Source organism: Bacillus sp. G402, assembly GCF_051172515.1.
GTDB classification, from domain to species: Bacteria; Bacillota; Bacilli; order Bacillales; family Bacillaceae; genus Bacillus; species Bacillus altitudinis.
The window spans coordinates 62,036-84,389 of sequence record NZ_JBPIZC010000002.1; the positions used below are offsets into that span (position 1 = coordinate 62,036).

31 protein-coding genes are annotated in these 22,354 nt (G+C 41.9%); 3 read left to right on the forward strand and 28 right to left on the reverse strand.

Annotated features, from left to right (window positions below; translation table 11 throughout):
* Positions 1–7 precede the first annotated feature (7 nt).
* Genes ACSBQP_RS08910 through ACSBQP_RS08955 form a run of 10 tightly spaced genes read right to left on the reverse strand, consistent with a single transcriptional unit; the run spans position 8 to position 9,396 of the window.
* Positions 8–391 carry a phage tail-collar fiber domain-containing protein gene (locus ACSBQP_RS08910; RefSeq protein ID WP_217816374.1) on the reverse strand — a complete coding sequence of 128 codons (384 nt, stop codon included), beginning with the start codon at positions 389–391 and terminating at the stop codon, positions 8–10.
* 11 nt (positions 392–402) lie between these two features.
* Entirely contained in the window at positions 403–1,326 is a 924-nt protein-coding gene (locus ACSBQP_RS08915) for a YmfQ family protein (RefSeq protein ID WP_217816373.1), read from the reverse strand.
* Positions 1,313–2,359, reverse strand: a complete 1,047-nt coding sequence (locus tag ACSBQP_RS08920) for a baseplate J/gp47 family protein (protein ID WP_007500587.1) — start codon at positions 2,357–2,359, stop codon at positions 1,313–1,315. Before ACSBQP_RS08920 ends, ACSBQP_RS08915 begins: the two co-directional genes overlap by 14 nt.
* A complete protein-coding gene (locus ACSBQP_RS08925; RefSeq protein WP_008344087.1) occupies positions 2,352–2,774 on the reverse strand; it encodes a DUF2634 domain-containing protein in 423 nt (140 codons plus the stop codon). Before ACSBQP_RS08925 ends, ACSBQP_RS08920 begins: the two co-directional genes overlap by 8 nt.
* A 14-nt stretch (positions 2,775–2,788) precedes the next feature.
* A complete protein-coding gene (locus ACSBQP_RS08930) occupies positions 2,789–3,055 on the reverse strand; it encodes a DUF2577 family protein (protein WP_017358996.1) in 267 nt (88 codons plus the stop codon).
* Positions 3,052–4,062: an XkdQ/YqbQ family protein gene (locus tag ACSBQP_RS08935; protein WP_008344092.1), complete on the reverse strand. Its 1,011-nt coding sequence runs from the start codon at positions 4,060–4,062 to the stop codon at positions 3,052–3,054. Before ACSBQP_RS08935 ends, ACSBQP_RS08930 begins: the two co-directional genes overlap by 4 nt.
* Before the next feature lie 11 nt (positions 4,063–4,073).
* A complete protein-coding gene (locus ACSBQP_RS08940; RefSeq protein WP_008344093.1) occupies positions 4,074–4,742 on the reverse strand; it encodes a LysM peptidoglycan-binding domain-containing protein in 669 nt (222 codons plus the stop codon).
* A complete protein-coding gene (locus ACSBQP_RS08945) occupies positions 4,735–8,775 on the reverse strand; it encodes a transglycosylase SLT domain-containing protein (protein WP_435028497.1) in 4,041 nt (1,346 codons plus the stop codon). Before ACSBQP_RS08945 ends, ACSBQP_RS08940 begins: the two co-directional genes overlap by 8 nt.
* 1 nt (position 8,776) lies before the next feature.
* On the reverse strand, positions 8,777–8,914 hold the full coding sequence (locus ACSBQP_RS08950) for a hypothetical protein (protein WP_008344097.1): 138 nt from the start codon (positions 8,912–8,914) through the stop codon (positions 8,777–8,779).
* Between the two features lie 41 nt (positions 8,915–8,955).
* On the reverse strand, positions 8,956–9,396 hold the full coding sequence (locus ACSBQP_RS08955) for a phage tail assembly chaperone (protein WP_008344099.1): 441 nt from the start codon (positions 9,394–9,396) through the stop codon (positions 8,956–8,958).
* A gap of 183 nt (positions 9,397–9,579) precedes the next feature.
* Between ACSBQP_RS08955 and ACSBQP_RS08960 the strand changes: the two genes are divergently transcribed.
* On the forward strand, positions 9,580–9,636 hold the full coding sequence (locus tag ACSBQP_RS08960) for a putative holin-like toxin (protein WP_229200408.1): 57 nt from the start codon (positions 9,580–9,582) through the stop codon (positions 9,634–9,636).
* A gap of 276 nt (positions 9,637–9,912) precedes the next feature.
* Here the strand turns inward: ACSBQP_RS08960 and ACSBQP_RS08965 are convergent, their stop codons facing one another.
* The 18 genes from ACSBQP_RS08965 to ACSBQP_RS09050 all read right to left on the reverse strand — a co-directional run bounded on the left by ACSBQP_RS08965 (position 9,913) and on the right by ACSBQP_RS09050 (position 21,183).
* A complete protein-coding gene (locus ACSBQP_RS08965) occupies positions 9,913–10,356 on the reverse strand; it encodes a phage tail tube protein (protein ID WP_003213309.1) in 444 nt (147 codons plus the stop codon).
* 1 nt (position 10,357) lies between these two features.
* Entirely contained in the window at positions 10,358–11,704 is a 1,347-nt protein-coding gene (locus ACSBQP_RS08970) for a phage tail sheath family protein (protein ID WP_017367936.1), read from the reverse strand.
* Between the two features lie 3 nt (positions 11,705–11,707).
* Complete coding sequence (locus ACSBQP_RS08975; protein ID WP_435028345.1) at positions 11,708–11,920, reverse strand: hypothetical protein; 213 nt, start codon at positions 11,918–11,920, stop codon at positions 11,708–11,710.
* Positions 11,907–12,362 (reverse strand): phage tail terminator family protein, encoded by a 456-nt coding sequence (locus ACSBQP_RS08980; RefSeq protein ID WP_435028346.1) that lies wholly within the window; start codon positions 12,360–12,362, stop codon positions 11,907–11,909. The genes ACSBQP_RS08975 and ACSBQP_RS08980 overlap by 14 nt, the downstream gene beginning before the upstream one ends.
* 4 nt (positions 12,363–12,366) lie before the next feature.
* Positions 12,367–12,864: an HK97 gp10 family phage protein gene (locus ACSBQP_RS08985; protein WP_212360793.1), complete on the reverse strand. Its 498-nt coding sequence runs from the start codon at positions 12,862–12,864 to the stop codon at positions 12,367–12,369.
* On the reverse strand, positions 12,861–13,217 hold the full coding sequence (locus ACSBQP_RS08990) for a YqbH/XkdH family protein (protein ID WP_017358987.1): 357 nt from the start codon (positions 13,215–13,217) through the stop codon (positions 12,861–12,863). Before ACSBQP_RS08990 ends, ACSBQP_RS08985 begins: the two co-directional genes overlap by 4 nt.
* Positions 13,214–13,597 (reverse strand): protein YqbG, encoded by a 384-nt coding sequence (yqbG, locus tag ACSBQP_RS08995; protein ID WP_007500574.1) that lies wholly within the window; start codon positions 13,595–13,597, stop codon positions 13,214–13,216. Before yqbG ends, ACSBQP_RS08990 begins: the two co-directional genes overlap by 4 nt.
* Before the next feature lie 13 nt (positions 13,598–13,610).
* A complete protein-coding gene (locus tag ACSBQP_RS09000) occupies positions 13,611–14,534 on the reverse strand; it encodes a phage major capsid protein (protein ID WP_035389210.1) in 924 nt (307 codons plus the stop codon).
* A 22-nt stretch (positions 14,535–14,556) separates the two neighbouring features.
* Complete coding sequence (locus tag ACSBQP_RS09005) at positions 14,557–15,648, reverse strand: XkdF-like putative serine protease domain-containing protein (protein ID WP_035389213.1); 1,092 nt, start codon at positions 15,646–15,648, stop codon at positions 14,557–14,559.
* A gap of 35 nt (positions 15,649–15,683) precedes the next feature.
* Positions 15,684–17,141 carry a phage portal protein gene (locus tag ACSBQP_RS09010; protein WP_435028347.1) on the reverse strand — a complete coding sequence of 486 codons (1,458 nt, stop codon included), beginning with the start codon at positions 17,139–17,141 and terminating at the stop codon, positions 15,684–15,686.
* Positions 17,138–18,439, reverse strand: coding sequence for a PBSX family phage terminase large subunit (locus tag ACSBQP_RS09015; protein ID WP_161630747.1), 1,302 nt, complete (start codon positions 18,437–18,439; stop codon positions 17,138–17,140). Before ACSBQP_RS09015 ends, ACSBQP_RS09010 begins: the two co-directional genes overlap by 4 nt.
* An 8-nt stretch (positions 18,440–18,447) precedes the next feature.
* Entirely contained in the window at positions 18,448–19,095 is a 648-nt protein-coding gene (terS, locus tag ACSBQP_RS09020) for a phage terminase small subunit (RefSeq protein WP_007500563.1), read from the reverse strand.
* A 152-nt stretch (positions 19,096–19,247) separates the two neighbouring features.
* Positions 19,248–19,766, reverse strand: a complete 519-nt coding sequence (locus ACSBQP_RS09025; RefSeq protein WP_435028348.1) for a sigma-70 family RNA polymerase sigma factor — start codon at positions 19,764–19,766, stop codon at positions 19,248–19,250.
* 124 nt (positions 19,767–19,890) lie between these two features.
* Positions 19,891–20,076: an XtrA/YqaO family protein gene (locus ACSBQP_RS09030; protein ID WP_370648332.1), complete on the reverse strand. Its 186-nt coding sequence runs from the start codon at positions 20,074–20,076 to the stop codon at positions 19,891–19,893.
* Between the two features lie 17 nt (positions 20,077–20,093).
* Entirely contained in the window at positions 20,094–20,498 is a 405-nt protein-coding gene (locus ACSBQP_RS09035; protein WP_216942723.1) for a RusA family crossover junction endodeoxyribonuclease, read from the reverse strand.
* 102 nt (positions 20,499–20,600) lie between these two features.
* On the reverse strand, positions 20,601–20,795 hold the full coding sequence (locus ACSBQP_RS09040; RefSeq protein WP_234717158.1) for a hypothetical protein: 195 nt from the start codon (positions 20,793–20,795) through the stop codon (positions 20,601–20,603).
* A complete protein-coding gene (locus tag ACSBQP_RS09045) occupies positions 20,773–20,925 on the reverse strand; it encodes a hypothetical protein (RefSeq protein WP_164071363.1) in 153 nt (50 codons plus the stop codon). The genes ACSBQP_RS09040 and ACSBQP_RS09045 overlap by 23 nt, the downstream gene beginning before the upstream one ends.
* An 18-nt stretch (positions 20,926–20,943) precedes the next feature.
* Entirely contained in the window at positions 20,944–21,183 is a 240-nt protein-coding gene (locus tag ACSBQP_RS09050) for a helix-turn-helix transcriptional regulator (protein ID WP_017358976.1), read from the reverse strand.
* Positions 21,184–21,343: 160 nt separating this feature from the next.
* Between ACSBQP_RS09050 and ACSBQP_RS09055 the strand changes: the two genes are divergently transcribed.
* Both ACSBQP_RS09055 and ACSBQP_RS09060 read left to right on the forward strand, forming a co-directional pair.
* Entirely contained in the window at positions 21,344–21,721 is a 378-nt protein-coding gene (locus ACSBQP_RS09055) for a helix-turn-helix domain-containing protein (protein ID WP_007500560.1), read from the forward strand.
* 243 nt (positions 21,722–21,964) lie between these two features.
* Positions 21,965–22,315, forward strand: coding sequence for a hypothetical protein (locus ACSBQP_RS09060; protein WP_144626074.1), 351 nt, complete (start codon positions 21,965–21,967; stop codon positions 22,313–22,315).
* Positions 22,316–22,354 lie beyond the last annotated feature (39 nt).

Sequence of the window (22,354 nt, forward strand, 5' to 3'; positions counted from 1 at the left end):
CCCTCCATTAATAAATATCATCAATCTCAAAAACAAATTCGATGTCGCCGTCTTTTTGTTTGTCTGTCATGGTGCGGATGGCGGTGAATTTGCCGGCCTCGTCGACAAGGGCTAGTTCATTGATGACTTCGCCTGCGAGTTCTCCTTCAGCGATGGTGCAGGTGTAGCGGATTTTTGCCGGTTCCATGAAGGTAAATGAATCTATATTTTTTTGAATCAGTTCTTTTTCGAGTGCTTGTTCGGTTCCGTCAAGAGAGATCGGTTTTCCATCCTTTGTTCCTCCATTTCCGAATGCCATTTTGACGACTTTTGTGAGTTTTGTTCCTTCTGCTCGTGCCTTTGCCATTTGTTGACGTGCATATAGTGTGGTTACGGTTAATTGATCAGCCATTGTGATCCTCCTTATAGGTCTATTTTTTTAGAAGTTGCTGCTAGCATTTTTGATCCATCAAGTGGAACGGATCCATCGAGAATCCAGTAATGCTCCTTGATCAGTAAACTGCCGCCTTGTTCATTTTGAACATGTACCGGTAAGCGGAACGTCATCCTCTTTTTCGTTTGATGTGAAAGCTGGTTCTTTGCGCGCAAAGTCAGCGTAGCTGCTTGCTTCGTTTCATGCGATGCTCCAGTCATGACATAATTCAGACGATATGCTGTTTCTTTCTCTTGTTGAAGCGGCATTCTCATCTTTAATGAATGCCGAAAGCGAGCAGGGACCTCCGTAGTACCTCGTATCCCGCTGAGATAGAACGTTCCATTTAATACGAATTCACCATTGAGTAAAATTGGAATATGATCGAAAAAGCCCACTCTGCTTCGCAGTGTGAGCCGCTGGTGATGATCATTTGTTTCATGAACATCGGTATGATGACTGGCGGTGAACGTATACGCCAAATGTGCTGGCTTTAACGTTTCGAGTATTTCGACGATATATCTTGTGTTTTGCAGGTCATCCAGGTTGACACGCAATGCAAAATGATAACGGTTGACTGTAAGACGGATGATCGCACTTGGATTTTTAAGAAATCGATTCACTGATTTCTCTAATGAAAGATACGTAATTGGTGGAATGTTCGACATCATATTGAGTAATCGTGCCCTGCGCAGCTCAATTGAATCATCTGACTCTCGCTGCACCTTGAGCATTCTTTCCCACCGATTCAATCCCCACGTCGCTGTTAAGGGGAAGAACTGATCCGTTACATCAAAAATGGATTCGTCCAATTGTTCAAACTCTGGCGCCTCCGTTTTTAGTAAATGATCCACATCATAAATCTCTGTGAAATAAGGCGGCAAGTAGTTTTTCATTTCATCAAGTTTGCTCAATAACCTTCACCTGCCTCAGACGTGGTATCTCAATGTCCTGTAATACTAAGTTTTTTGACTCCCCATTCAATAAGACATTTGCATAATCGGACACGCTCTCTGAATGGTACAAGATATCATTTAAGGCGGACATTCGAATCGTACTTTTTTCAAATGCGATTGATTTTAACAGTGCTTTGACCTTTTCTTCTATTTCTTTTTGCGCACCTTCAAGCGTCCAGTCCATCTGAAGTTCGACGGACACTTCTATGTCAATATCTAGCCACTTGGCGCTTTCAACAGTTGCTTTTGAACCAATAGGAGCTTGCCCTTCTCCTTCTCCTGGTACAGGATCGATATACTCCTGAACCCTTTTGACAAGAAGCTCAGATGCTACATCTAGATTGCCATCGGTGATGACAATTTTGACCGTTCCCTCTCCATTCCATAACGGGAATACTTTCGCTCTGCCGACACCAACCACTTCCTCGGCCCACTTTTTGTAATGTGCTCTGTTGGCACTGACAGCCTCTCGCCTTGCGCGTATTAAATACCGATCGTATAATGACGCATCATCTTCTTCCTCTTGCCCTGGTATCACCAATTCCTTCATGATCATCGACTCTAGACCCGGAATGGTATCAAGCGATAGCAGCGGCTGACCTGTTAATTGCCCATTGCCGGCTGTACCTGTTGTCTCGCATTCTAGTGTACCGTCCTTTGAAAATTGAAAATAAACGTCTTCAATAAAGAATCTTGATCCTGCTGGAATGTTTACGTTCTCTGGTTGAATGGTTACGGACCAGACCGCTTTGGTGGCTGGCTTTCGTTCAATCCCTACTTCTGCTGCTCGTCTATCTAAAAATTCCCCCTGTGCTGTATCAGCAAAGACAAGCTCAAACACTTGATCAAGCCAAATATACGACTGAGCCAGTTCAGCAGCAGCAGGTGCCAAGGCATTCCAAATGACGCTGTTTTCTCTTTTATCTATGTCATCTGGCAGCCTGTCCAGCATTCTTTCCATCAATGCCTCATACGTTTGCTCTTCAAACATCTCCCTCCATCACCTCCTCTATTTCTAATGTGCCTTCATCTGTGACAATGGTTAGTTTGACTTGAAAGGCATCATTTTGCTTCGTGACCTCTATCTCTTCAATATGATCAATCCGCTCATCAACGACCAATGCTTCTTCAAGCAATCTTGGAATCTCCATTTCTTTGTATTCATCAGTTGCTTCAGTATCAGTCAATAGCTCCTGAATTTCAGTGCCAATATCGTGACTGTAAATGGGATGTGCATAGCGCTCTGTTCGCAATGTCATATAAATAAATTGACGGATCGATTCAATGCCTGTAATGGCTTCATTTGTCAGCCTGCCATTTTCAAAATCTATGCGATACGTCGTCGAGGTTTCTACCTCTTCATCTTCCTCTGTTTCCTCGATTTCTTCCTCTGGTGAAAGTGCCACGTTCATCACCTCCCTTACAATTTGTCGATGATGTAAAAGGACTGCCCTCCTGCCATTGCAAGTACCATAATGCTGTCTCCCCTTTTCAACTCATCATCCTCACCCTTATTTAAGCGTTTAGGCCAAATAAGCAGTTCTTCCGGAATGATCAGCTTACTGTTTTCATTTAATCGGATGTGAAGAGGCGAAGCCATTGTGACCTCTCCAATCACCAGATCAATTGGAGAAGCTGCATCTACTGCATTGACAGCGAGTCGTTTAATTGCTTCACTTAATCTCATGCTTGATCACCCTTTGGCATGGAATTTTTCTCAACGACGTCAATTGTCATGGTGTGCTTCACTCCATTGAATTCATGCTTGTCTTGATCGATCCAGTAGGTTTTTTTGATGTTGATTTCAGGGATTTTCAAATAGATTGGCAGACCGCTTTGCAGTTCAGGGATTCCGAGTGCTTGTATGCTTTTCACTTCTTGTTTGACGCCTTTTTTCTCAGCTAGGCGTACTTTCGCTCTTTTTTGAAGCTGCGGCTGGTTGATTTGACCTGTGACCGTCTCCACATGCTGTAAAATGCCGTACTTACTCTGACCCGCTTTATCCTGTTCGATCACCACAATATCTGATTTGCTACCTTTTTTCTTATTCTTCCCCTGTTCGTCTACAGACGTGCGCATCTTCACACGTGTTGCTGTCTCTTCAATGGAGGTGCTGTACTGATAACCGATGAGGTTGACGCCTGATTCAATGACCCACACGTCCTCTGGATCGGGCCAAGCTCTCAGCCCCATCTTGCCTTTAGCAGAAAAAATTTGATAATTTCTACCGGTTTGCCGCTTCGTTTCCTTCAATGCTTTTAAAATGATGTCATATAAACTCGTGTCATTTTTAAAAACGAGAGACTTCATGACATGTCCTGTATTTGCGATGGATGTCATAGGAATTTGAAAGTCTGCCCCGATCCGCCTCAAAATTTGATCTGCCCGTTGATTTGAAAAAACATATACATCTTGGTTTTTCACTAAATATTGGAGCATATCGTATGCGGTAAAGGTCAGCTTTCCTTCAACAGGCGTCCTAGAAAACACGATGCCTCTGAACAGCTCTTTTCCTTTCCATTTAAAAAGAACCGTGTCTCCTTCTGAGACACGGTAATATGTTTGACTGCCTTGCTTTGTGATAATATTCGCCTGAATAGAGCGAGGGGCCTGATACCTTTGCCCCTGAAGTGTCACACTCTCTGTGACAAGCTCATACATCGTGCCGCTTCTGATGGCAAAAAGCTCAATCAATGTCAGCCCCCCTATTGTGGTATTTTCAATTTTTGCCCTGGAAAAATCCAATATCCCGGCTGTTTAATATTGAGTTTACTTCGTTTGATCATCGCTGCTTTATTGGCATTCCAAATACGCCGCCATTTTGTACTATCGCCATAAAAACGGCCTGAAATGGCCCACAGAGTATCTCCCTTTTTGACAGTGTACAATTTTGGTGGTGTTTTTGAGGGTCTTTTCTTTTTGGTTTGTTTTGCTTTTTTCTTTCGTTTGATTTTCCTAGGCGATGCGGTTTTATATTCCTTTAACTCGATCGTAAATTCACGATCCCCTATGTCATAAGACCCTTCCTTGTGTGTGAAGCTCTCAATGCTGCACGTCATATTGATTTTAGTCCCTGTCACAATCAGTCGCACAGACTTCTTTGAACGCATCATTCGTTCAATTTTCGCTATTGCATTCTCTGGTGATGGAATGCTTTTATATTCAGCAATTGGCGAATATTTCTTAGGAAATAATGAGGTGAATGATACTTGTTTAGCCGATGGTACATCAATAAAAGTCAGTTCTCCAAAGGAGGAGACCTTCACTGTTTCATTTTGTACATTATTTGTGATCTCAAGTTCGGATGGAAGCACAGGGAATCGCAACTTCTCCTTGCCTTGGGAAATCCACAATTGATACACTGATTTACCCATCGATCACGACCCCTTTCGTTCCTGTCTGAAGCTCTACTTCCAATTCGTCTACAAGCATTTGTCTAATTTTTTCGACAAGCGATTGCTGATCCTGTCCATTATGGAAATGCTGATCACCATTAAACTGGATGGTGATTTGTTTATTACCAGACGTTGTTGTATTCCCAGCTGACTGTGCTGAGGTAACTTGCTGCATCTGTGATTCTGGTAAAGGAGCAGATGCATTTGATGGATCATAGACTTGCATCCCAAGTGCCTTTGCTGCCTGCGTCAATAAATATCTCCCGCGAATGCCTCTTTCTTCTGGAATAATCCACTCGCGTTTGTTTCCTTCACCGACTCTAGCTACCTGCTCCTGAGTAATCAATCCGCCATTGGCGTAGCCTTTATAAGGACCGCCTCTTCTCATACTCCGTAATCCCGGTGTATTGAAGACTGTTCCATATCTGCCCTTAATGTAGTTAATGGCTGCTACGGCATTATGAATTGGGTTCCAAATATCATTCATGCCCTTGCCTTTATTAGAATGAAAGGTCGGCCCAATGGTTTGCATTAACCCTTTAGAAGGCGTTCCCTTCTTGGCGTTGGAATCCCACAAGTTGATGGCTTTCGGGTTACCATTTGATTCGTGCTGAGCGATTGTCATAAGACCTGGAAGCCAGCTCATCGATGTGCCAGTCGCCATCAGAGCTGCCATGAGCCATTGCTGAACACTAAGACCTGAAGCACCCATACCGCTGAACGCTCCGATTAATGAACCCGCTTGATTTTCAGCAAACTTTTTCACATCAACTGAATCGAGCCCTTTGACGACACCAATCGATGCGAATTTCCCTAGACTCATCATGACACGCGAAGGAGAATGAATGTCTAGTTCTTCTCTAAACGCCTGTTCCACTTTCTTCGCCATTTCTTTGGCAGCTTGTGTGACTTCACTTGCTTTTGAACGCATGCCGCTATTGAAGGCATCGATCATTCCTGAACCCCATCCTGGTGATTCTTGTTTGGCTTGCAGGAATGGTTGTTTGACGTGTTGGTCTACGTATTGGCTTGTGCCAATTGATGTGGCATTTTGACCTGTTGCAAAGCCACTAACAGTTCCAGAACCCCAAGTTGGTGATGCTGTCATCACTTGTTGGTATGGTGCTTTTACACGACTTTGCAAAAAGCTATCAGTTCCTGTTGGTGTCATTTGCTGGCCAGTAGCAAATGCCGATACCGTTTGTTGTCCGTACTTTCCTGAATCTGATGTCATTTGATTAAATGGCTGCTGAATGTTTTTTTGCTTCCATTGATCAAGTGAAACCACTTTTTGATTCAGCCCTTGTTCAAAATCATGATTAAATTGCTCACCTATGCTGGCAGATTGGATGTTTCCATTCATTGAAACCGTTCCACCAATTGAACCGGCAGAAGCAGTTGGAGCTGCTGGAGCATTTGGCGTTATTGGAGCTGGAGAGCTAGAAACTGGACTTGCTGCTCCGCTGCTGCTTGGCACAACAGACATTCCAAGATGAGAAGCAGCTTGTGCAAGCAACATCTTCCCACGGCCCCGGTTATTTTGAGTTGGAATGACAAATTCGTTACCCGCTTCACCAATCCATGATAAGGTAGGCTGGGTGATATAGCCGCCTGTTGCATTATTATCAGGTTTTTTCTTTCCAACGATCCAATTTATTACAACATCTACAATACCGCCTGCTTTTTCAAAAATCTTTTGAACCCAACCAAATGCTGCAGAAAAACCATCACTTATGGCACCAGCCACTTTTACGATCGGTGTCTGAATATTATCTTTAAACCATTTGGATAATCCATTCCATATATCTGTCACCACTTTATACGCTTCTTCAAACTTCTTCCCAATGCTATCTTTAATGGTTCCAACCGTTTCTACAAGCGGATTCCATACATTGTTCATAAACCAAGAGGATACTGCTCCAAAAATTGATTGAATGGTTTTCCACGCATTTGATAATGCTGTCCAAATCCCCGTAGCGACTGTGACAACTGTGCTGCTTAGCGGTGTCCACACATTCTCAATAAACCAGCCTGCTACTGCACTGAATGTTTCTTGTATCCACGTCCAGGCATTGACTAGACTTGTCCAGATCGTGGTTGCTACTGTAACGACTGTGTCGCTTAGCGGTGTCCAGACATTTTCGATAAACCAGCCCGCAACTGCACTGAATGTTTCTTGTATCCATGTCCAGGCATTGACTAGACTTGTCCAAATCGTGGTTGCTACTGTAACGACTGTACCACTTAGTGGTGTCCAGACGTTTTCGATAAACCAGCCTGCGACTGCACTGAATGTTTCTTGTATCCATGTCCAGGCATTGACTAGACTTGTCCAGATCGTGGTTGCTACCGTGCCAACCGTGCTGCTTAATGGTGTCCACACATTTTGGATAAACCAGTCTGCGACTGTAGACCACACTTCAACAATTTGATCTTTGATTTCAATGGCTTTTTGGCCAATCTTCTCAAATCCACCGCCATCAAACCATTTTCCAATTGTTTCACCGATAGATTCTCCGCCCATACTGCCAGCGATGCCGCCTACTAGGCCGCCGATGGCTGTGCCTACTCCTGGTACTACACTTCCAATAGCTGCACCTGCTGCTGCACCTGCCATCCCTCCGGCGATGCCGCCTCCAGTCGCACCGATCTTTTCACCAGCATTCTCTTTTTTCATACCAATTAGATTTGTTGCACTAAGTACACTGCCTAAAATAGGTACTTTCTTTAATAATTTGCCGCTCCCTTTACCGATATTTTTCAACGCATCCCCTAATTTACTTGGAGGTCTTCTATTCATTTCGGTTCTTGTTGTGGCATTTGGATTTCTAGGTTGTCTTGGTGATTGACCATTTCTATTTTTGGTTTTAGTAGATCCTCCCCTGCTTAAACCTCTTGCACAACAAGGACAACAACTATTGCGAAACAAACCTTTACCACCTCGCGGCTTAGATTTCTTATTGGGAGCTGAATTTGATGGTGTGGATGTTGGTGCTGTTGTTGGTGCTGTTGTTGGTGCCGTTGTTGGCGCTGTTGTCGGCGCTGTTGTTGGCGCTGTTGTTGGCGCTGGAGTGCTACTTCCATTCGATTGATCACCTGCACCAAAGAGACGGTCTAATACATTGGTCACCAATTCATCTAGTTTTTTTTCAGGATTAAATTTAATCTTCTCTTTTATTCTTCCGATCACATCTTGCTTGTACTCTTCCATTTTATTTTCAACCCAAGGAAGTGCCTTTTCGTCCCAAAACTTTCTAGGACTTAATTTTTCTTTCAGCTTGTCTGCAACATCACCTGCATATTTTTGAATTTCATTTAACCCTTTATTAGCAAGGCTCTGGAGCCAACCCTGTTTGGGTTCATCCTTTTTAATTGGCGGACTAACAGCTTCAGGCTCTTTTTTTATGTTTTGTTCTTTCACAACTGACTCTGCCTGATCTCGTTTTTTCAACTTACTCTTTGCATTGTCTTGAACAGACACTCTGATCTCATGTTTAGCCATTGTCAAGCTTTTGAGTGTCTTTTTGATTCGTTGAATGGCAGCGGTGGCTTGGTCAACCATGTTTAATCTCATATAGTACGTTCTGTTCATGAGCTGAAGGATTGATTTTTTGATTGATGACATTTTTCCTGACAACTGATCATTCAGTTTGAACGTCACCAGGATTGGACTTGCTTGTGATTGTTTCAAGCGATCTATACTGGATTTAATGACATCTAGTCCTTTTGCTTGAATCGATATGATCATCTGTTTCGGTATCATGTTCAGCTGGTTTGTTAATGATTTGAGATCACGATAGATTCCTTGATCTAGCTTCATGGATAATACAGAAAACCTTCTCATCGATAAATTGAGGTTCCTTAGCTTCTTTTCATCCATTTCCAGGCTTATTTTCACCGGTTTTCTAAATGGTTTGAGCTGCTTCTCAAACGTTTGAAAACGTTTTTGAATGCGCAACAGCTTCTTTGATACTTTGTCTTCTAATTCAAATCGTGCAGTGAGCTTCGCCAGTTTATTTCCCTCCTTTCTTTGCTTCTTTTTCTAACATGTCGAGTTTGTAGCTGATGAGTCCGAATAAGAATGCCTTAAATTGTCTTGGTGCTTCGTATAAATCGAGAAGTTCTGATGGGGAATAGTGAAGCTCATGCATGGCGTAATATAAAAACACCGCTTCCTTATCCCCATCTTTTATTAGTTTTTTGCTGCGTCTTCTAAATCTTCAATTTCGTCTTCAAATCCGTTGATTTCAATGGCTTTGTTTAACCAGTTTGCATATTCACCGCCGACAGATAAAACACGTTTTGCAACTTCAACTGGATCTTGTGTGCTGTAGGCTTCTCTTAATTCCTTTGAGCGGAAATCTGGATAAATCGTCGATTCAATGGCAATTCGTGCGTAGAAGCGCTGGCTGTCTAAGTCTTTCACACGGCCTCTGCCTTTGACATTTTTGAACGTGGTGTTTTCTTTTTCCAGTTCATCAATACGTTCCGTGGTAATCGCTTTGAAGACAAAAGGAATGACATTCCCTTTTTTATCAACAAAACGCTTAGAAATTGGCACTTTGACCTCTTCCGCTTCTACTGTTTGTCCTGGCATAAAAAATGAAAGATCAAATGTTTGTTTTTCGCTCATGTTTAAAAACTCCCTTTTGTTTGTTTTTTGAATACAAAAAAGCACATCCATTTTTGAATGTGCTTTCCAATCTTTTCATGTATAATATAACTCGTACAATTGAACGGCTTGCTCAAGGGTGTCTGGCTCATCCCCGATAGGAAGGGGGTGATGCTCATGTCAACGTTCCAAGCGATTTCCCTAATGCTTTTATTCGGGATGTTTATCCTTGCTTTGTTGACGTATATAAACAAAAAATAGACTCCCCTTGAGCTTTGGTAGGTGAAAGGGAAAGTCTATCCTTAAAACTATCTAATTGATAAGCCAGCCCCTTGAAGGGCCTCATTGTACATTGCCGGGATGTTAGCGCATCCTGGCTTCTTTTTATTGTATGCAAATCGCTTTGCATGTAAACATCATTTTGTGTGTCATTGAATGCAATGTGCATTACAAATGCATTCATTTTTCATTACATTTGCATTATAGCATATTTGGTTTTTATTTAGCTAATTAATTAGCTAATTTCCTCCGCATTTCTTAGAAAGAATTCTTCAGCTTTTCAGGCAGATCAAAGTCTTCAAATGTAAATGGAACTTCTTCTTCAAGTGCCTCTGAATCAACATCTAGTCCAGCAATTTTAGCTGAATCAAAGTTGACATCGAATAATGTCACACGCTCTGTGCCTCGGCCTGATGATTTATCATCAATTACCGCTTGAAGAGTGAAATAAGGATCTTCCCCTTTTTTCACATAGTTGAGCATAAGTTGAACGAAACGTGACGTAACTTTATAGAATGTTGCCGTTCCTGTTCCGTTTGCCCCTGTTGTTTTATGACCAGTCATTCGGCGGCCCATCACATTCACTTCTGATTTATTTTTCTCCACGTTTGCTTCAAACGTTTTGATAAAGGCAAGCTCCTCACCTTCTAAGAAAAGACGACCTTCTTTACCTGAGATTGTATTTTGCGCTTTAAAAGCCATCTTACTTCACCTCCACATTGAAATAGAATTTTTCTGCTGCGTCTACTGGCTGTACTGCTAAATCGATGATAAATCCATCACGATCTTCATTGAGGCCAATGACGATATCTGTTTCTGAGTTAAAGCCTGTAATGCCGCTTCCATCTTGAAGTTGTGTGAGATACTGTGTAATCAGTGTTTTCACAAGCTGCACACCGTCGTCTGATGCTGGAATGTCATTGCCATTGGCTTTGCGTAATTTAATCAAATTTTTCAGTTCAAATGTTAAATCATTGTTGATTGCATCTAGCACACGGATGATTTTGTTTTTCGCCATTTGCTGGTTCTTTTCAACCGTGAAGCTTGTCAAAGAGTTAATATCTTTTTCAACGCTCACCGTGCGGTCTCTTGCATCGAAAGTGAAAAGAAACTCTCCTTGTGATAAACGGTATTCTACTTGATCATTATCAAGACGCTCTAATGTATCGACTGCGCCTTCGTATTCAACAAAGGTCAGTGACTGATTAAAATTCGCTCCTGCACTTGCTCCTGCGACCCAAGCTGTTGTTTGAGCAGGCGTCAGTTCTGTTCCGTCTTCTAAAACAACACCGCTTGTGACATTGATGATTCCTTCTTGATCAGCTGCATAGTTAGCCACAACGCCTTGCACCTTACGTCCTTGCTTATCACGTAAACGCTCAATAAATGACGCGAATGTTGCTTTTAATTGCTCACTATTATCGACTGGGAGTGCAATGACATCAAAGTATTCCGTTTCAGCTGCTTCTAGGAAAGCTGTATAATCTGCGACACTTGCCACACCGTTTTTCCCGCCGCTTAAAGCCGCTCCTGCAGTAATGACCGCTTCGCCTTCACCAGAAAATTGAACGTATTTGTTTTTCACAAGATCTTTGACATCTTTGACCACCTGTTTATCGACAATATCTGTTCCAAGATAGGTGATGACGTCACGCTTTGTGCTGTCGAGTACATTTTCTGCCACTTGAATGGTAATCTCATTTCCTTTTTGACCACCATAATTGGCTGTGACCACAAAGTTTTCTGCGATTTCCGCTTTGGCTGGCTCTCCTTCGTTTAGACGGTAAAGCAAGACCGTTTGCGCTTTTTTCTTCGCTTCACGGAAAAGAAGAAGTGACTTATCATCAATGTTGAGCCCGACCTTTTTATTTAAGTCTTCCATATCGGAAACGGAAATAAAGGTTTTTGGTTCTCCCCAGCTCATGACAAGAGGAAGTGCAACTGTTCCTCGCTCGCCTAAAGTAATTCGCTGCTCTGCTGTTGTTTTAAAATTAAAGTAAATGCCAGGACGCTTTTTCTCTGTACCTGGTGTAAAAGTGCCTCCGTTCATCCTTTAAACCTCCTTGGACAAAAAAGCATCGATGTGCTTCTTTGCTTCTGTTTTTGTAATTGGTTGATGTTTGATATAAAAAAGAGCACCTTCAAGGATTTCTGGTTTTACCCCAAAAAGATCCTTGCTGTGCTCTTTTAAGGCTTCAAATGAAAAGCCAAATTCTTTTTCTTCGCCCGCTGTTTGATCGAGCTGTGTTTTTTTAGTCTTGCCCACGTTTGATCACCCCATCTGAAAAATTGATATCTTCTAGGCTTGGCTGTTTATCTCGGTTGTACCAATAGCTGCTATCCCACGTCAGGACAATCGCTGCTACACCTTGATCTATGATTCTTGTTTCCACTCTTTTTATGCGGACATAATCATCAAGCACCTCTCCATCTTCACTGATCATCTGAATGATTTGACGATCAGCAAGCAATGCATCGACGATTGTTTCCGCCGCATCATGCGCTTTTTCTGTATCCATATGAAACACTTTCACTTGCAGCGAATAAGATTTCATAAAAGTAGACACTGTATCTGGACCACTAATGACAGTCACTGGCGGCACATAAACAGATGGCACTTGGAAACGCTCTGGCAGAAGACGATCATACATTTTCACAGGAAAGCGTGTGTATATATAATGCATGATTGCCCCGACTTCTTGATTCATTCCATCACCTCCCAAAATGTCGATCGATCCAGCTTTGAAGCTTTCGATCTAGCGAGTGTTCAAACATTTGTTCATAGAGCATGACGGCATGATCCCAGTACCCATTTCCTTCAATCCATTGAGATGAAAGCATCATGCCAGTACTGGCGTTCGGATCATATTCAAAGCGGCTGCCGTTCCATCTGCCAGGCACCCATCTTCGTTCTCCATTTGAAGAAATGGCATGTCCATCGTTCACGTAAGAGGCATAATCAAGCTGTGTCCCCACTTCTAGCGTGAGCCCGCCTCGGGAAGTGAGAAAGTAATTCTCCTTGTCACCTTTTTGAAAGGAATTGAGGAGACGGCCTGTATCAACAGCCTTTTCTTTGATGATTTCATCTTGAATGATGTCTAAAAACTGTAAGCCCATTTCCTGTAACCACTCTTGATATTGCGCCGTTAAGCCGCCACTATTTGCCTGTTGGAGCTGGGATAGCAGCCGGTCAAGTCCATCAATTTTCATAGGTTTTCCTTTCTGACGGCCATCACTTCCATGTGATGATTTTTCACTCTTTTTGGCTGCTGCAACTTGAGTGAGATGCCGTTCCACACCATTTTGTCATGCAAGCGAATGTCGCTTGCTAAAGGGAAATGGACGAGATAGGACTGATAGATAACTGTATTCGGTTCTTCTTGCACGAGTGACTGGCTTTTTTCTACAACATAGCAAGCCACATCTCTCATACTTGGTGTATCAGGATAAGTGAGGTCCGTTTGCAGATCCCCTGCTGGTATACCAAATTTGCCACGGACTGCCCCCTCATTCTCTAAGTGAAAAAGATCACAGCGATCCGTTAATAGAGAATCATAGCTCATAATGATCTCACCTTTAAATTGGCGCTGCCGCCAGTTAATGACGGTTCAATATAATCAACAAGAAGGGCATACACATAAGGTCTGCCTTTCACTTTGTCCGCTGCCTTTGCATATGAATAATCACCCATTTTTTCTGAAGTCAAGCCTTTCATCATGGATTCATCATCATTCAGCATGGCAAAATACTGGGCCATTTTTAATAAGGCGATCCTTGCTTTTTCAGGAATGGGCTGATATTTTTCATGCGTAAAATCGTGCCCGACCATTTGAAATACCGCTGCTTCTGCTTCAATAATATCTGCCGCTAGTCTCTCTACAGAACGATTTTTCACGCGATCAAATACAGAATAGGCTTGTAGTTCCTCAGCAGAAATGATCATAGCCTGCTGTCACCTACTCTTTCACTTTCATGACTTTGGCTACAGCATCCTCTTCCTCAAATTTGCTGTCGAGCTTCGCTGTCAGAACAATGATAAACTTACGGCTGCGAATATCTTTTTCTACTTCAATGCGAATATTGCGAGAAAACCCTACGATAATGTTTTTCGGATGTGTCAGTAAAATATCTGATACATCTGTTCCTGCTTCATCATATGGCTGCATATTGGCAAGACCTTTGACCGGAACACCGAATGCAGAAGAAAGGCCGCCTTGAATCGCCGCATCTCCGAGACCTGTCTGACGGTTTGCTACTTGGTCTTTCCACTCGACCTCTAAACTTGGGGATGTATAAAAACGGAAATCCTGAGGTACACGTAAATATTTTGACGGCATCGCTTTATAGCCTTGTTTGAACATTTGACGGCTAATTTCCGCTCCATTCGCATCGACAATATGAGAAACTGCCTGTTTTCGTACGCCATCCATTTGAGCTAAAAATGGATCTTGTGATGTTGTATCACCGTTGACGATCAGTTCTTCAATATCGACTGCCGCTCGTTCCGCCAGCATTTGCATAATGGTTTGCTGAATCCCGTCTTTTTCAATGTTGTTTTCAATGCTGTCGTACGTCATATGAATCTCAGCAATGACTTCTTTTGCATTGAGCTGAACAGTGCTTGTCGCTGGGACAACACGGTCTTTTGCATCAAGCGCTTTGCCTTCTTCTGCTGGGCGTAAAATGCGCTGACCGAAGCCGATTTTTTCGATTTTTTGTGAATCACTTTCCATTGGAATGATACGTGCATCATTTAAAACGGTTGGTGTATTTTGCATCATTCTAATGAATGTGTTGGATTGGGCTGCGTTCATGAGACCGCCTGTTTTTAAGCTGGCAAGTGTCATTTCAGCCTTGCGAATCAACTCTTGATTTCTCACACTTTTTCCTCCTTATTTAGGCTTATAGTAAGCCATCCCATATGGGCTTTGTCATATCATTTTGTGTATCGTGATTTGTTTGTTTAGAAATGCCCCGCGCTTTTTCAAGCATGTGTATCCGCTCTGAAATAGGCAGTAGCTGTTGCTGAAGCACATCCTGAATCGCTGCTTTTTCTCTGCCTGCTGATTTCTCTAAGGAAGAGAGCTGATGGCGAATTGGCGCAACCACTTGCTCCAGCACTTTTTGTACAGGTTCTTCTTCACCTGTTTGATCTGTCCCTTGTTTATCCGCTTGTTGTAAAACGTTGTCGATGGCCATTTTTGCTTTTTCTAGTTCGCGTACTTGATCAGTCGTTAATCCGGCATCTTGCTTTTGAACGGATGCTGGTCTTTCGCCAATCGTTTGGAGGACATCATTTGTTTTCAACACATCCTGCACAATTGGAATCAATTGTTCAAGTGCCGCTCTTACGCTAGATTCATCACCATCACTTGACTGCAACGTTTCCAGCAGATGATCTAAAACGCTCCAAAATTGTTGTGGCATATTTGCACCTTCCTCTTTCAAAAAGAAATTTTTCAGCAAAGAAAAAAGCCCTCTCTCGTTCGTTTCTTGAGATAGGAGCTGATCGTGTTCCTCTATTGCGATGATGTCTGCTGTTCCAGCCATTGAGTAGCCTGTAATGTGGCCTTGCTGAATTTGGTCCCAAATATCTTGTGATGCCTTTGTCACAAGTACCCAAGATCCTTTTTGAATCAGCTCCCCGCCTACTTCAAAATCCGCTGGGGCAATGTATGATTCGACGACTTCGCCAACACCGTCTTGAAAATCATGCTGTTTATCAATGTGACGGGCATCTTTCATAAAACCGTGTGCTGCTCTTTCAATTTCTTTGGCCGACATAAAGTCTTGATGTGCATCAGGTGTATTTGGTTCATACACGACGCCATATACGAGGCGATGGGCATCCTCTGCCTTCGTCAGGACACTGACTTCTTTTTGAAAGTCAGGCTGCTTTTTCTTTGCTTTCATCAAGAAAAATTTCTTTTGGTTGGCGGCCCTGTCTACATAGGAAACATGCGTAATTTTTGCGTTTTTTAATTCCCTTGGCATATGTTCACCCCCTTTCAAAAAAAGCTCACGTCCTTCTATTTCTCTAGCCGGTTTGGCTCAGATGGAGACAGCCCATCAGCTGTTTTTATGCGGCTTTCTAAAGGTCGGTGGTAGAATTCTTCCGGCCATTCCTCTAACGTCTTGCCAAGAATACGCCCCGCAAGATCTCGTAAATCATTTGGCGATACTGCCCCAGCCTGAATAAATGGTGTCAGAACCTTTGCTATCTCTAATGGATCTCTAAAGTCAGGACCATTTAATAGAAAGCGGACATGCCATATATCTAAATCCGGGAGAAAAAGAGTATTGAGCTTCCCTGTAATAAGATGCCGCTCTGGCTGAAACACTTGCTCCTCCGTTGTTTTTCGCGCGGTATCTGCTGTAGCCTTGTTATAATCTTGTGACTCTCCTGTGTAAATAGGCGGCAGACGAAAAGCGGAGCGGATTTTGTTTCTCGTCTTTTCATCGTATTCTAAAAAGAGCGCATCCTCTTGCAGGATTTCCGCCAAGGATTTAAAGTTCACTTTGACATTTGATACATCTTCTTCACCTGTTAATCCTTTTTCTGTCGGAAGCCCTTCTACTTCAAGTAATAAAAACTTATGCGCATGGTCAGAGCCTTCAATATCATCCATATAATCTTGTAGCTGCTGATAAGAAGTCTCTGACAGCATGCCGTTTTCGACAATGATGGCACCAGGTACATGCCGTCCTTGCTTAAAATAAAGATAATTCAGCTCTTCTGCTTTTCGTGCGCCATACATATTGACGATGTTGCCAATCCAGCGGGGAATCCCATACGTCCCACTGCCAATTTTAAAATGAATGACTTCTGTTGCTTGAAGTGGTTCTGGTGTAGCATCATCGTACTTGCCTGTTTCACAATTTAATATGCGCGGATCACCATACTCCTTGAAAAAGACTTTCTTCTCATTGATGACCTGCACATATTTTCGGAATCGTTTCTTGCGATTCATCGTCTTTAATTCGCCGTTTTCTGTGTAGCGGAATTCGACGTCGACTGGCTCACCTAGCTTGCAAATGCGGATATGGAGTGCATCCAAATACTCGATTCCTGCCGGCTTTCCTTGTCCATCCCGCAGCACCTCTAAAAAGCCATTTCCTGTTTTCTCCCGGTCTTCTAGGACATAACCAAGAATCACGTCAGCAGACTCATCATAGTTCATGTATTTCGTAAACTCTTCGAGTCTTGTCCATTCCTTCTCGGCTGTCTTCTTTTTGACCGGTTTCACATCTTCCGCATTAAAATCAAAGGCGTATTCCACCCCAAAGCCAAAACCTAAAATGTTTGTTCGATACGCATCTATACATTGCTGAAGAATCGTTGAGTATTCTGCCATGCTTTTTAATTCATTGATATGGTAGGGCGGGGGGACAATGTCATCTTTTTCGTATGAAAATTCATCCTCATACATTTGTTTTGTATGATCAGACATGTTGGCCTTCATAATCGTTGCTTTTAATTGTTTCATTGTATGGACCTCCTCTCTCGGTTTGGACGGACACGCTCTGAAGCAGTCTGTTTCAAATCGGTCACCTCATAATCATCTAGCGCATACCAAATGGCAGATAATGTGTGTGGATCGATTTGAAATTCATCTTCCTCTAAGCGGCCGTTCTTATCTGCCTTATAGGTTAGTGATTGAAGTTCATAGATGGTATAAGGGCAAGCATCGGAACAAATGATTTTCTTAAATCGTTTGATTTTCTTTGTATATTGCAAACGTGACCCTTGGAACTTATGCGCAGCGACCATTTGAAATCCGCGTTGCCGAAAATAGTGAATCGTTTTAGGCTCTGCTGCATCTGCCTTAATCAGTTCCTTTGATTCAACAAATTCTTTCAAATCAACAGCTGTTTCATCATCTGTTTTCCCGCGGTCGTAATATTCCCAATAAATATATAAGTACTTTTTTTCATGATCGACAGCTAACCGAATGAGCGCATTGTAGGATTCGACAAATCCAAAATCCATCCCCGCACGTTTCAGCGGTCTTTCAATTTGCCCGATTGCTTCTAATACGTCGGCATGCTGTCTGACCTCAAATTGTGGAAACACTTTTGTGCCATTGATACCGAAGTATCCTTTCCTTGCAATTCGATAAAGATCTGGATCGTATTCTTTCAGCTCATCCAGCTGCTTGACATAGCTTTTAGGAAGAAATAGATTGTCTTCTGCTGTTGAGTGGTGATAGTACGTATCTTTTATCACGATGGTTCGCTGTTTGTATAAGGTTTCGTCATCAAGGACAAATCGTTTCAGCTGTTCATCTCGAAAGAAATGTCTGTACGTCCAATTATCCTGACCAACGGGATTCGTCGATAACATCATATAAAGAGGTAAAACTGGATGTCTCAGCCTTCCAAGCAGTTCTTTAAACCCTTCATATGAAACCTCGGAACACTCCTCAATCCAAATCATTGAGATGTTGTTGATCGACTTCAATTTCTCAGGCTTGTCCAGTCCTTTAAATAAAATGCTGCTCCCATTGCGAAAAGTGAGAGCAAGCGGTGAACTGCGGCACTTTACTAGATGATCGATGCCAAGATCGCTGACGATTTCTTGTAAAAGAGAGTAGGTCGACTCCCGGTGCGTATCATACACTTCTCGAATGACAAGTGCTGTCCGTTTTTCCTCAAGCAGTTTTAAAATCAGCTTTAAAGCAATGTGATAGCTTTTGGAGGAGCCATAACCGCCTACTAAAAACTGAAACTTTTGATTCCAATCGAACAAAAAGTGTTCAAAGTGAGGATTGACTTCTTTTTCAATCAACGGCGTCATGAATCGTCCTCTTTTCTTTTGATCATGATATGAAGATCTTCTTCTTTTTCCTCACGAACTGCTTTTTTTGTTTTTTCGATTGTCAGCTCAATTTGCTTCAGCTTTAATCTTCGTTCATCTTTCGCATGAGCGAGCTCTTCAAACTGTTTAATCAGCCGTCTTAGTTCTCCCATTGCACGAGATTGGGCATTTAAAAAAGTAGCATGCCGATCCCATGAAAATTGAAACGAAAATTCCTCTGCCGTGATCTCTGGCTCTGGATGAATGCCTTCGCCTGTTTCTTCCTCTAATGAAGAAGGCAAGTACGTCGCCTTTTTCAGTTCTTTGATCATGTCATCTTGATCTGCTACATGCATGATGCGCTGCGCTCGAATAATGGCTGCGTATTGAATTTGAATTTGATCCCAGATGATATCAAGAGATGTGCGCCCATCCATTTTTTCCATGATTTCAATCGTTTCATCTGAAAGAAATTGATGAAAGATCGAGTGCGCCTGCTTTGACGGTGTTTTTTGTCTTTGCCAGCCGTATCGTCTTTTCCATGATTTGACAGTATGGATGGAGACATTGTAATGATCCGCTAGCTGCTGGTACGTCATCCCTTTCATATAATCCTGCTTAGCCTCTATCCGTTTATCTTTCATTTACATTCACCTGCCGCCTCCTTTTAGTTCGAATGATTCCCTGAAGAGGAATCATTTGTGCCGGGCTAGCAAACATTCGTTTGGTCTTTCTAACTATAGGTGGCAACTGTAAGACAAGCTTTTGAAGATTGATGTGATGAAAGAAAAAACGCCTATTCAGCTGCTTTGAATAGGCGTTCTTGTACTTTTTTGGACATTTTGGTCCGAGCTCTTTCCATATGTTTTTGGACTGTTCCTTTTTTTACATCTAGCATAATCGCAATCTCGCTAAATGACAGACCCTGTGTTGTGTGCATAAAAAACACGTCTTTCTCTCGATCTGTTAAAACAGACAAAGCTTCATCGATTCGCCTTTTGTCACGCTCACTTACCTCTCTTTCTTTCTCTTGAATGAGGGTGTATTCATGTGATAAAGCCTCTAATACCTCTTGATTAGCAAGAATGGTGCGCTGATACACAGACCGTCTATCTAATCCTCTGCGTGCGCCCGGCTCTCTACCGAATTGAAGCCATTCCACCACATATTCTAAATCACTGACCATACTGGCGATCATTTTTTGATCATGTTTGTCCTGATCTGACATCTGTTTCTCTTCTTTCTCTTTCAATTGTTCATATCGTTTTCTGGCATCTTTTAAACTTCTTTTATATTCGATCAGTAAATCTTGCATCTGTGCTCTCTCCCTTTTTTAAGAAAATAAAAAACGGACACCAATCAGCCCCTTTTTATAGGGTCTTGATCAGTGTCCGCAGGCTTCCCGTCTTGGACTTATTCAGTTGTTCTTGTTCATCAGACTAGCTGATTTTAAAACCAATCTCATGATCGACTCTTGCAAAATGTCCTTTTGCTGTTTGAATAATCGTTTTTCCATGCTCAGGTACATCCATCATATAAGCCGTTCCTACGTTTCCATCTAACACAATGACTTGAATCTTCCCTTTTTCCATTTCACCGACAAATGTCTGGTTTTCTTGAATCATGATTTGTATTGGCTCGTTCATATGCTTGTCTCCTTATTTGGTGGTGAGGATCTCATATCATCACCCATCGTATTTAAAATGATTTCCATTCGAGGACGCATGCTATAAAACTGTGAAACTCTTAATTCTACAATCTGTAAAGAGGCGTCATCGGCAATGGCATGAATTGCTTCTTGTATATACTGCAAATTTGGTTGAAGAATGCTGATGTGTACCGGGCGTATCAAGCCTTTTTCAGCAGATGTACGCGTGTCTTGGCTGTTCGCTAGATCAATGGGCATATTGTAAAATGAGCGAATGTCGAGTGATAATGCGCCTTTTATTTTGCTTTTGCATTGCGCTTTAGCGGCTGTTTGAATTCTGTTTATCAATGTCTCTTTTGTGCATAAATGTTCTTTTTCAATGATAAAATGAAGGACCATGCTACGATCTCCCGTCATCCTTCGCCCACTGCCGAATGTCTTGTTCGTTTTGACCCGCATTGAGCAAACATTTCAGGAATGTCATGATTTGCTTCAATCGATTCATGTCGCATTCTTCCTTTCCTTCTTCTTGTCATCAACGGCTTTTTCTGCCATGAGGGTCATGTATGTGCGTTTTTCTTCTGCCGTGGGGAAAGCAAAAATCGGCTCTTTTTGATGAAAAGTGATCCAGCCGCCAGCTTGTACTAGGCAATGCTGTGCTTCTTTTCGGGCATCAAATGTCATCTGATGTCTCATCATCATCAAATCCTTTCTCACGGTCCTCGTCCTCTAATCGATAACCACTTCGGGACATTTCATATGGCCAGTAACGTTTTGGATAGCCGAAATCATTCATTTGCGTCACCATCGGATGTTCGATATTCATTCTGTTTGTCTCCCCTTTTTAAGAACGGTCTTCCTCAAGACTATTACTCTTTTTGTGTAACTTTTGACCAAAAAAAAGCTCTTGAACACCGATATTTAGCAAATCTGCAATATGCTTGGCTATTTCTAAGCTGGGCTTTGTTCGGCCCATTTCTATATTTGCATAGCCACTCGTGTACTTATATCCAAGTTTTTTCGCCATATACGTTTGTGTTTTTCCTTGTAATATTCGTTCTTCTCGTAAATTTTCAAGTTTCATGTTTCCACCTCTTACTCATTATGTGTAAGTTATATTCATTATGATAATATACACAAAACGAGTAAGTCAATCATATTTTTATTCTTTTTGTGTATTTATTTATCTTTTCCGTGTAATTCATGATAAAATTTACACATAATATGAAAAAAAGGTGTTTCCGATGGATAATTTGACTGGAAAGATTCTAACTGAATTAAGAGAGAAACATGGATGGAGTAAGTCTACCGTTGCCAAAAAACTCGGGTTAAAGGCGATGTCGACCTATGCTAACTGGGAGTATGGATTGAGAAAGCCAGATGGTGAAATGATTGTGAAAATCGCCGAGTTATACGGGGTCTCAACAGATTATCTTCTCACAGGTAAAGACAAAAACGCCTCTGATGACGATCTTGCAGATGATCCTGATTTGCAAATTGCGTTTAAAGCTGCCTCCGATTTTTCTGAAGAAGCACGAAGACAAACCATCGACTTTATTAACTACATTAGAGAGAAAGAGAAACAAAAAGGCCGTCAGCCAAAACAGACAGACGACAAATAAAAGATCTCTTTTCATAAAGCATCACATAGCTGGGTAGATACCCAGCTTTTTTTATGTCTCTTTTTCCCCCTAAAAAAAAATGACATATGAATAAAAAATCATGTGTTTTTTGAGTAAAATCGTCTTCCCCTACATAATATGTGACAATTTTCACCAAAAATACTCATTTTTCCACTTATTTTGATTGACATATAATTCTATTATTATTAATATATGTATATACCAAAAAAAGGAGTGTTACCGATGAAAAAATTAATGAAAGCTTGTACATTGTCTTTAGCTGCTTTAGGTGCTCTTACGTCCTTCCAAACAGAAGGTGCTCATGCAGCTGCACAGCCTAAAGAACCAGTTATAGCAAAAGCTCCTATTATGAATAAAGTGATTACGGTGAACCGCACACTTACTGTAGGTTCTTCAATCGCTGTTTCACTTCCAGCAAGTCAAATTTCTGTCTCAGGCGCAACGTATGCCATTCAATTAGACCAAACTGCTCCAAACTTCACATGGATCCGTGCTGTACAACGAGGTTCTGTTACAGTGTCTTACTATAATTCACTAGGTGAGCTTGTTATTAACTATATTACTGTTCGTTAAGCGATTTTTTTTCATATGAAAAGGCGATGACTACATGTT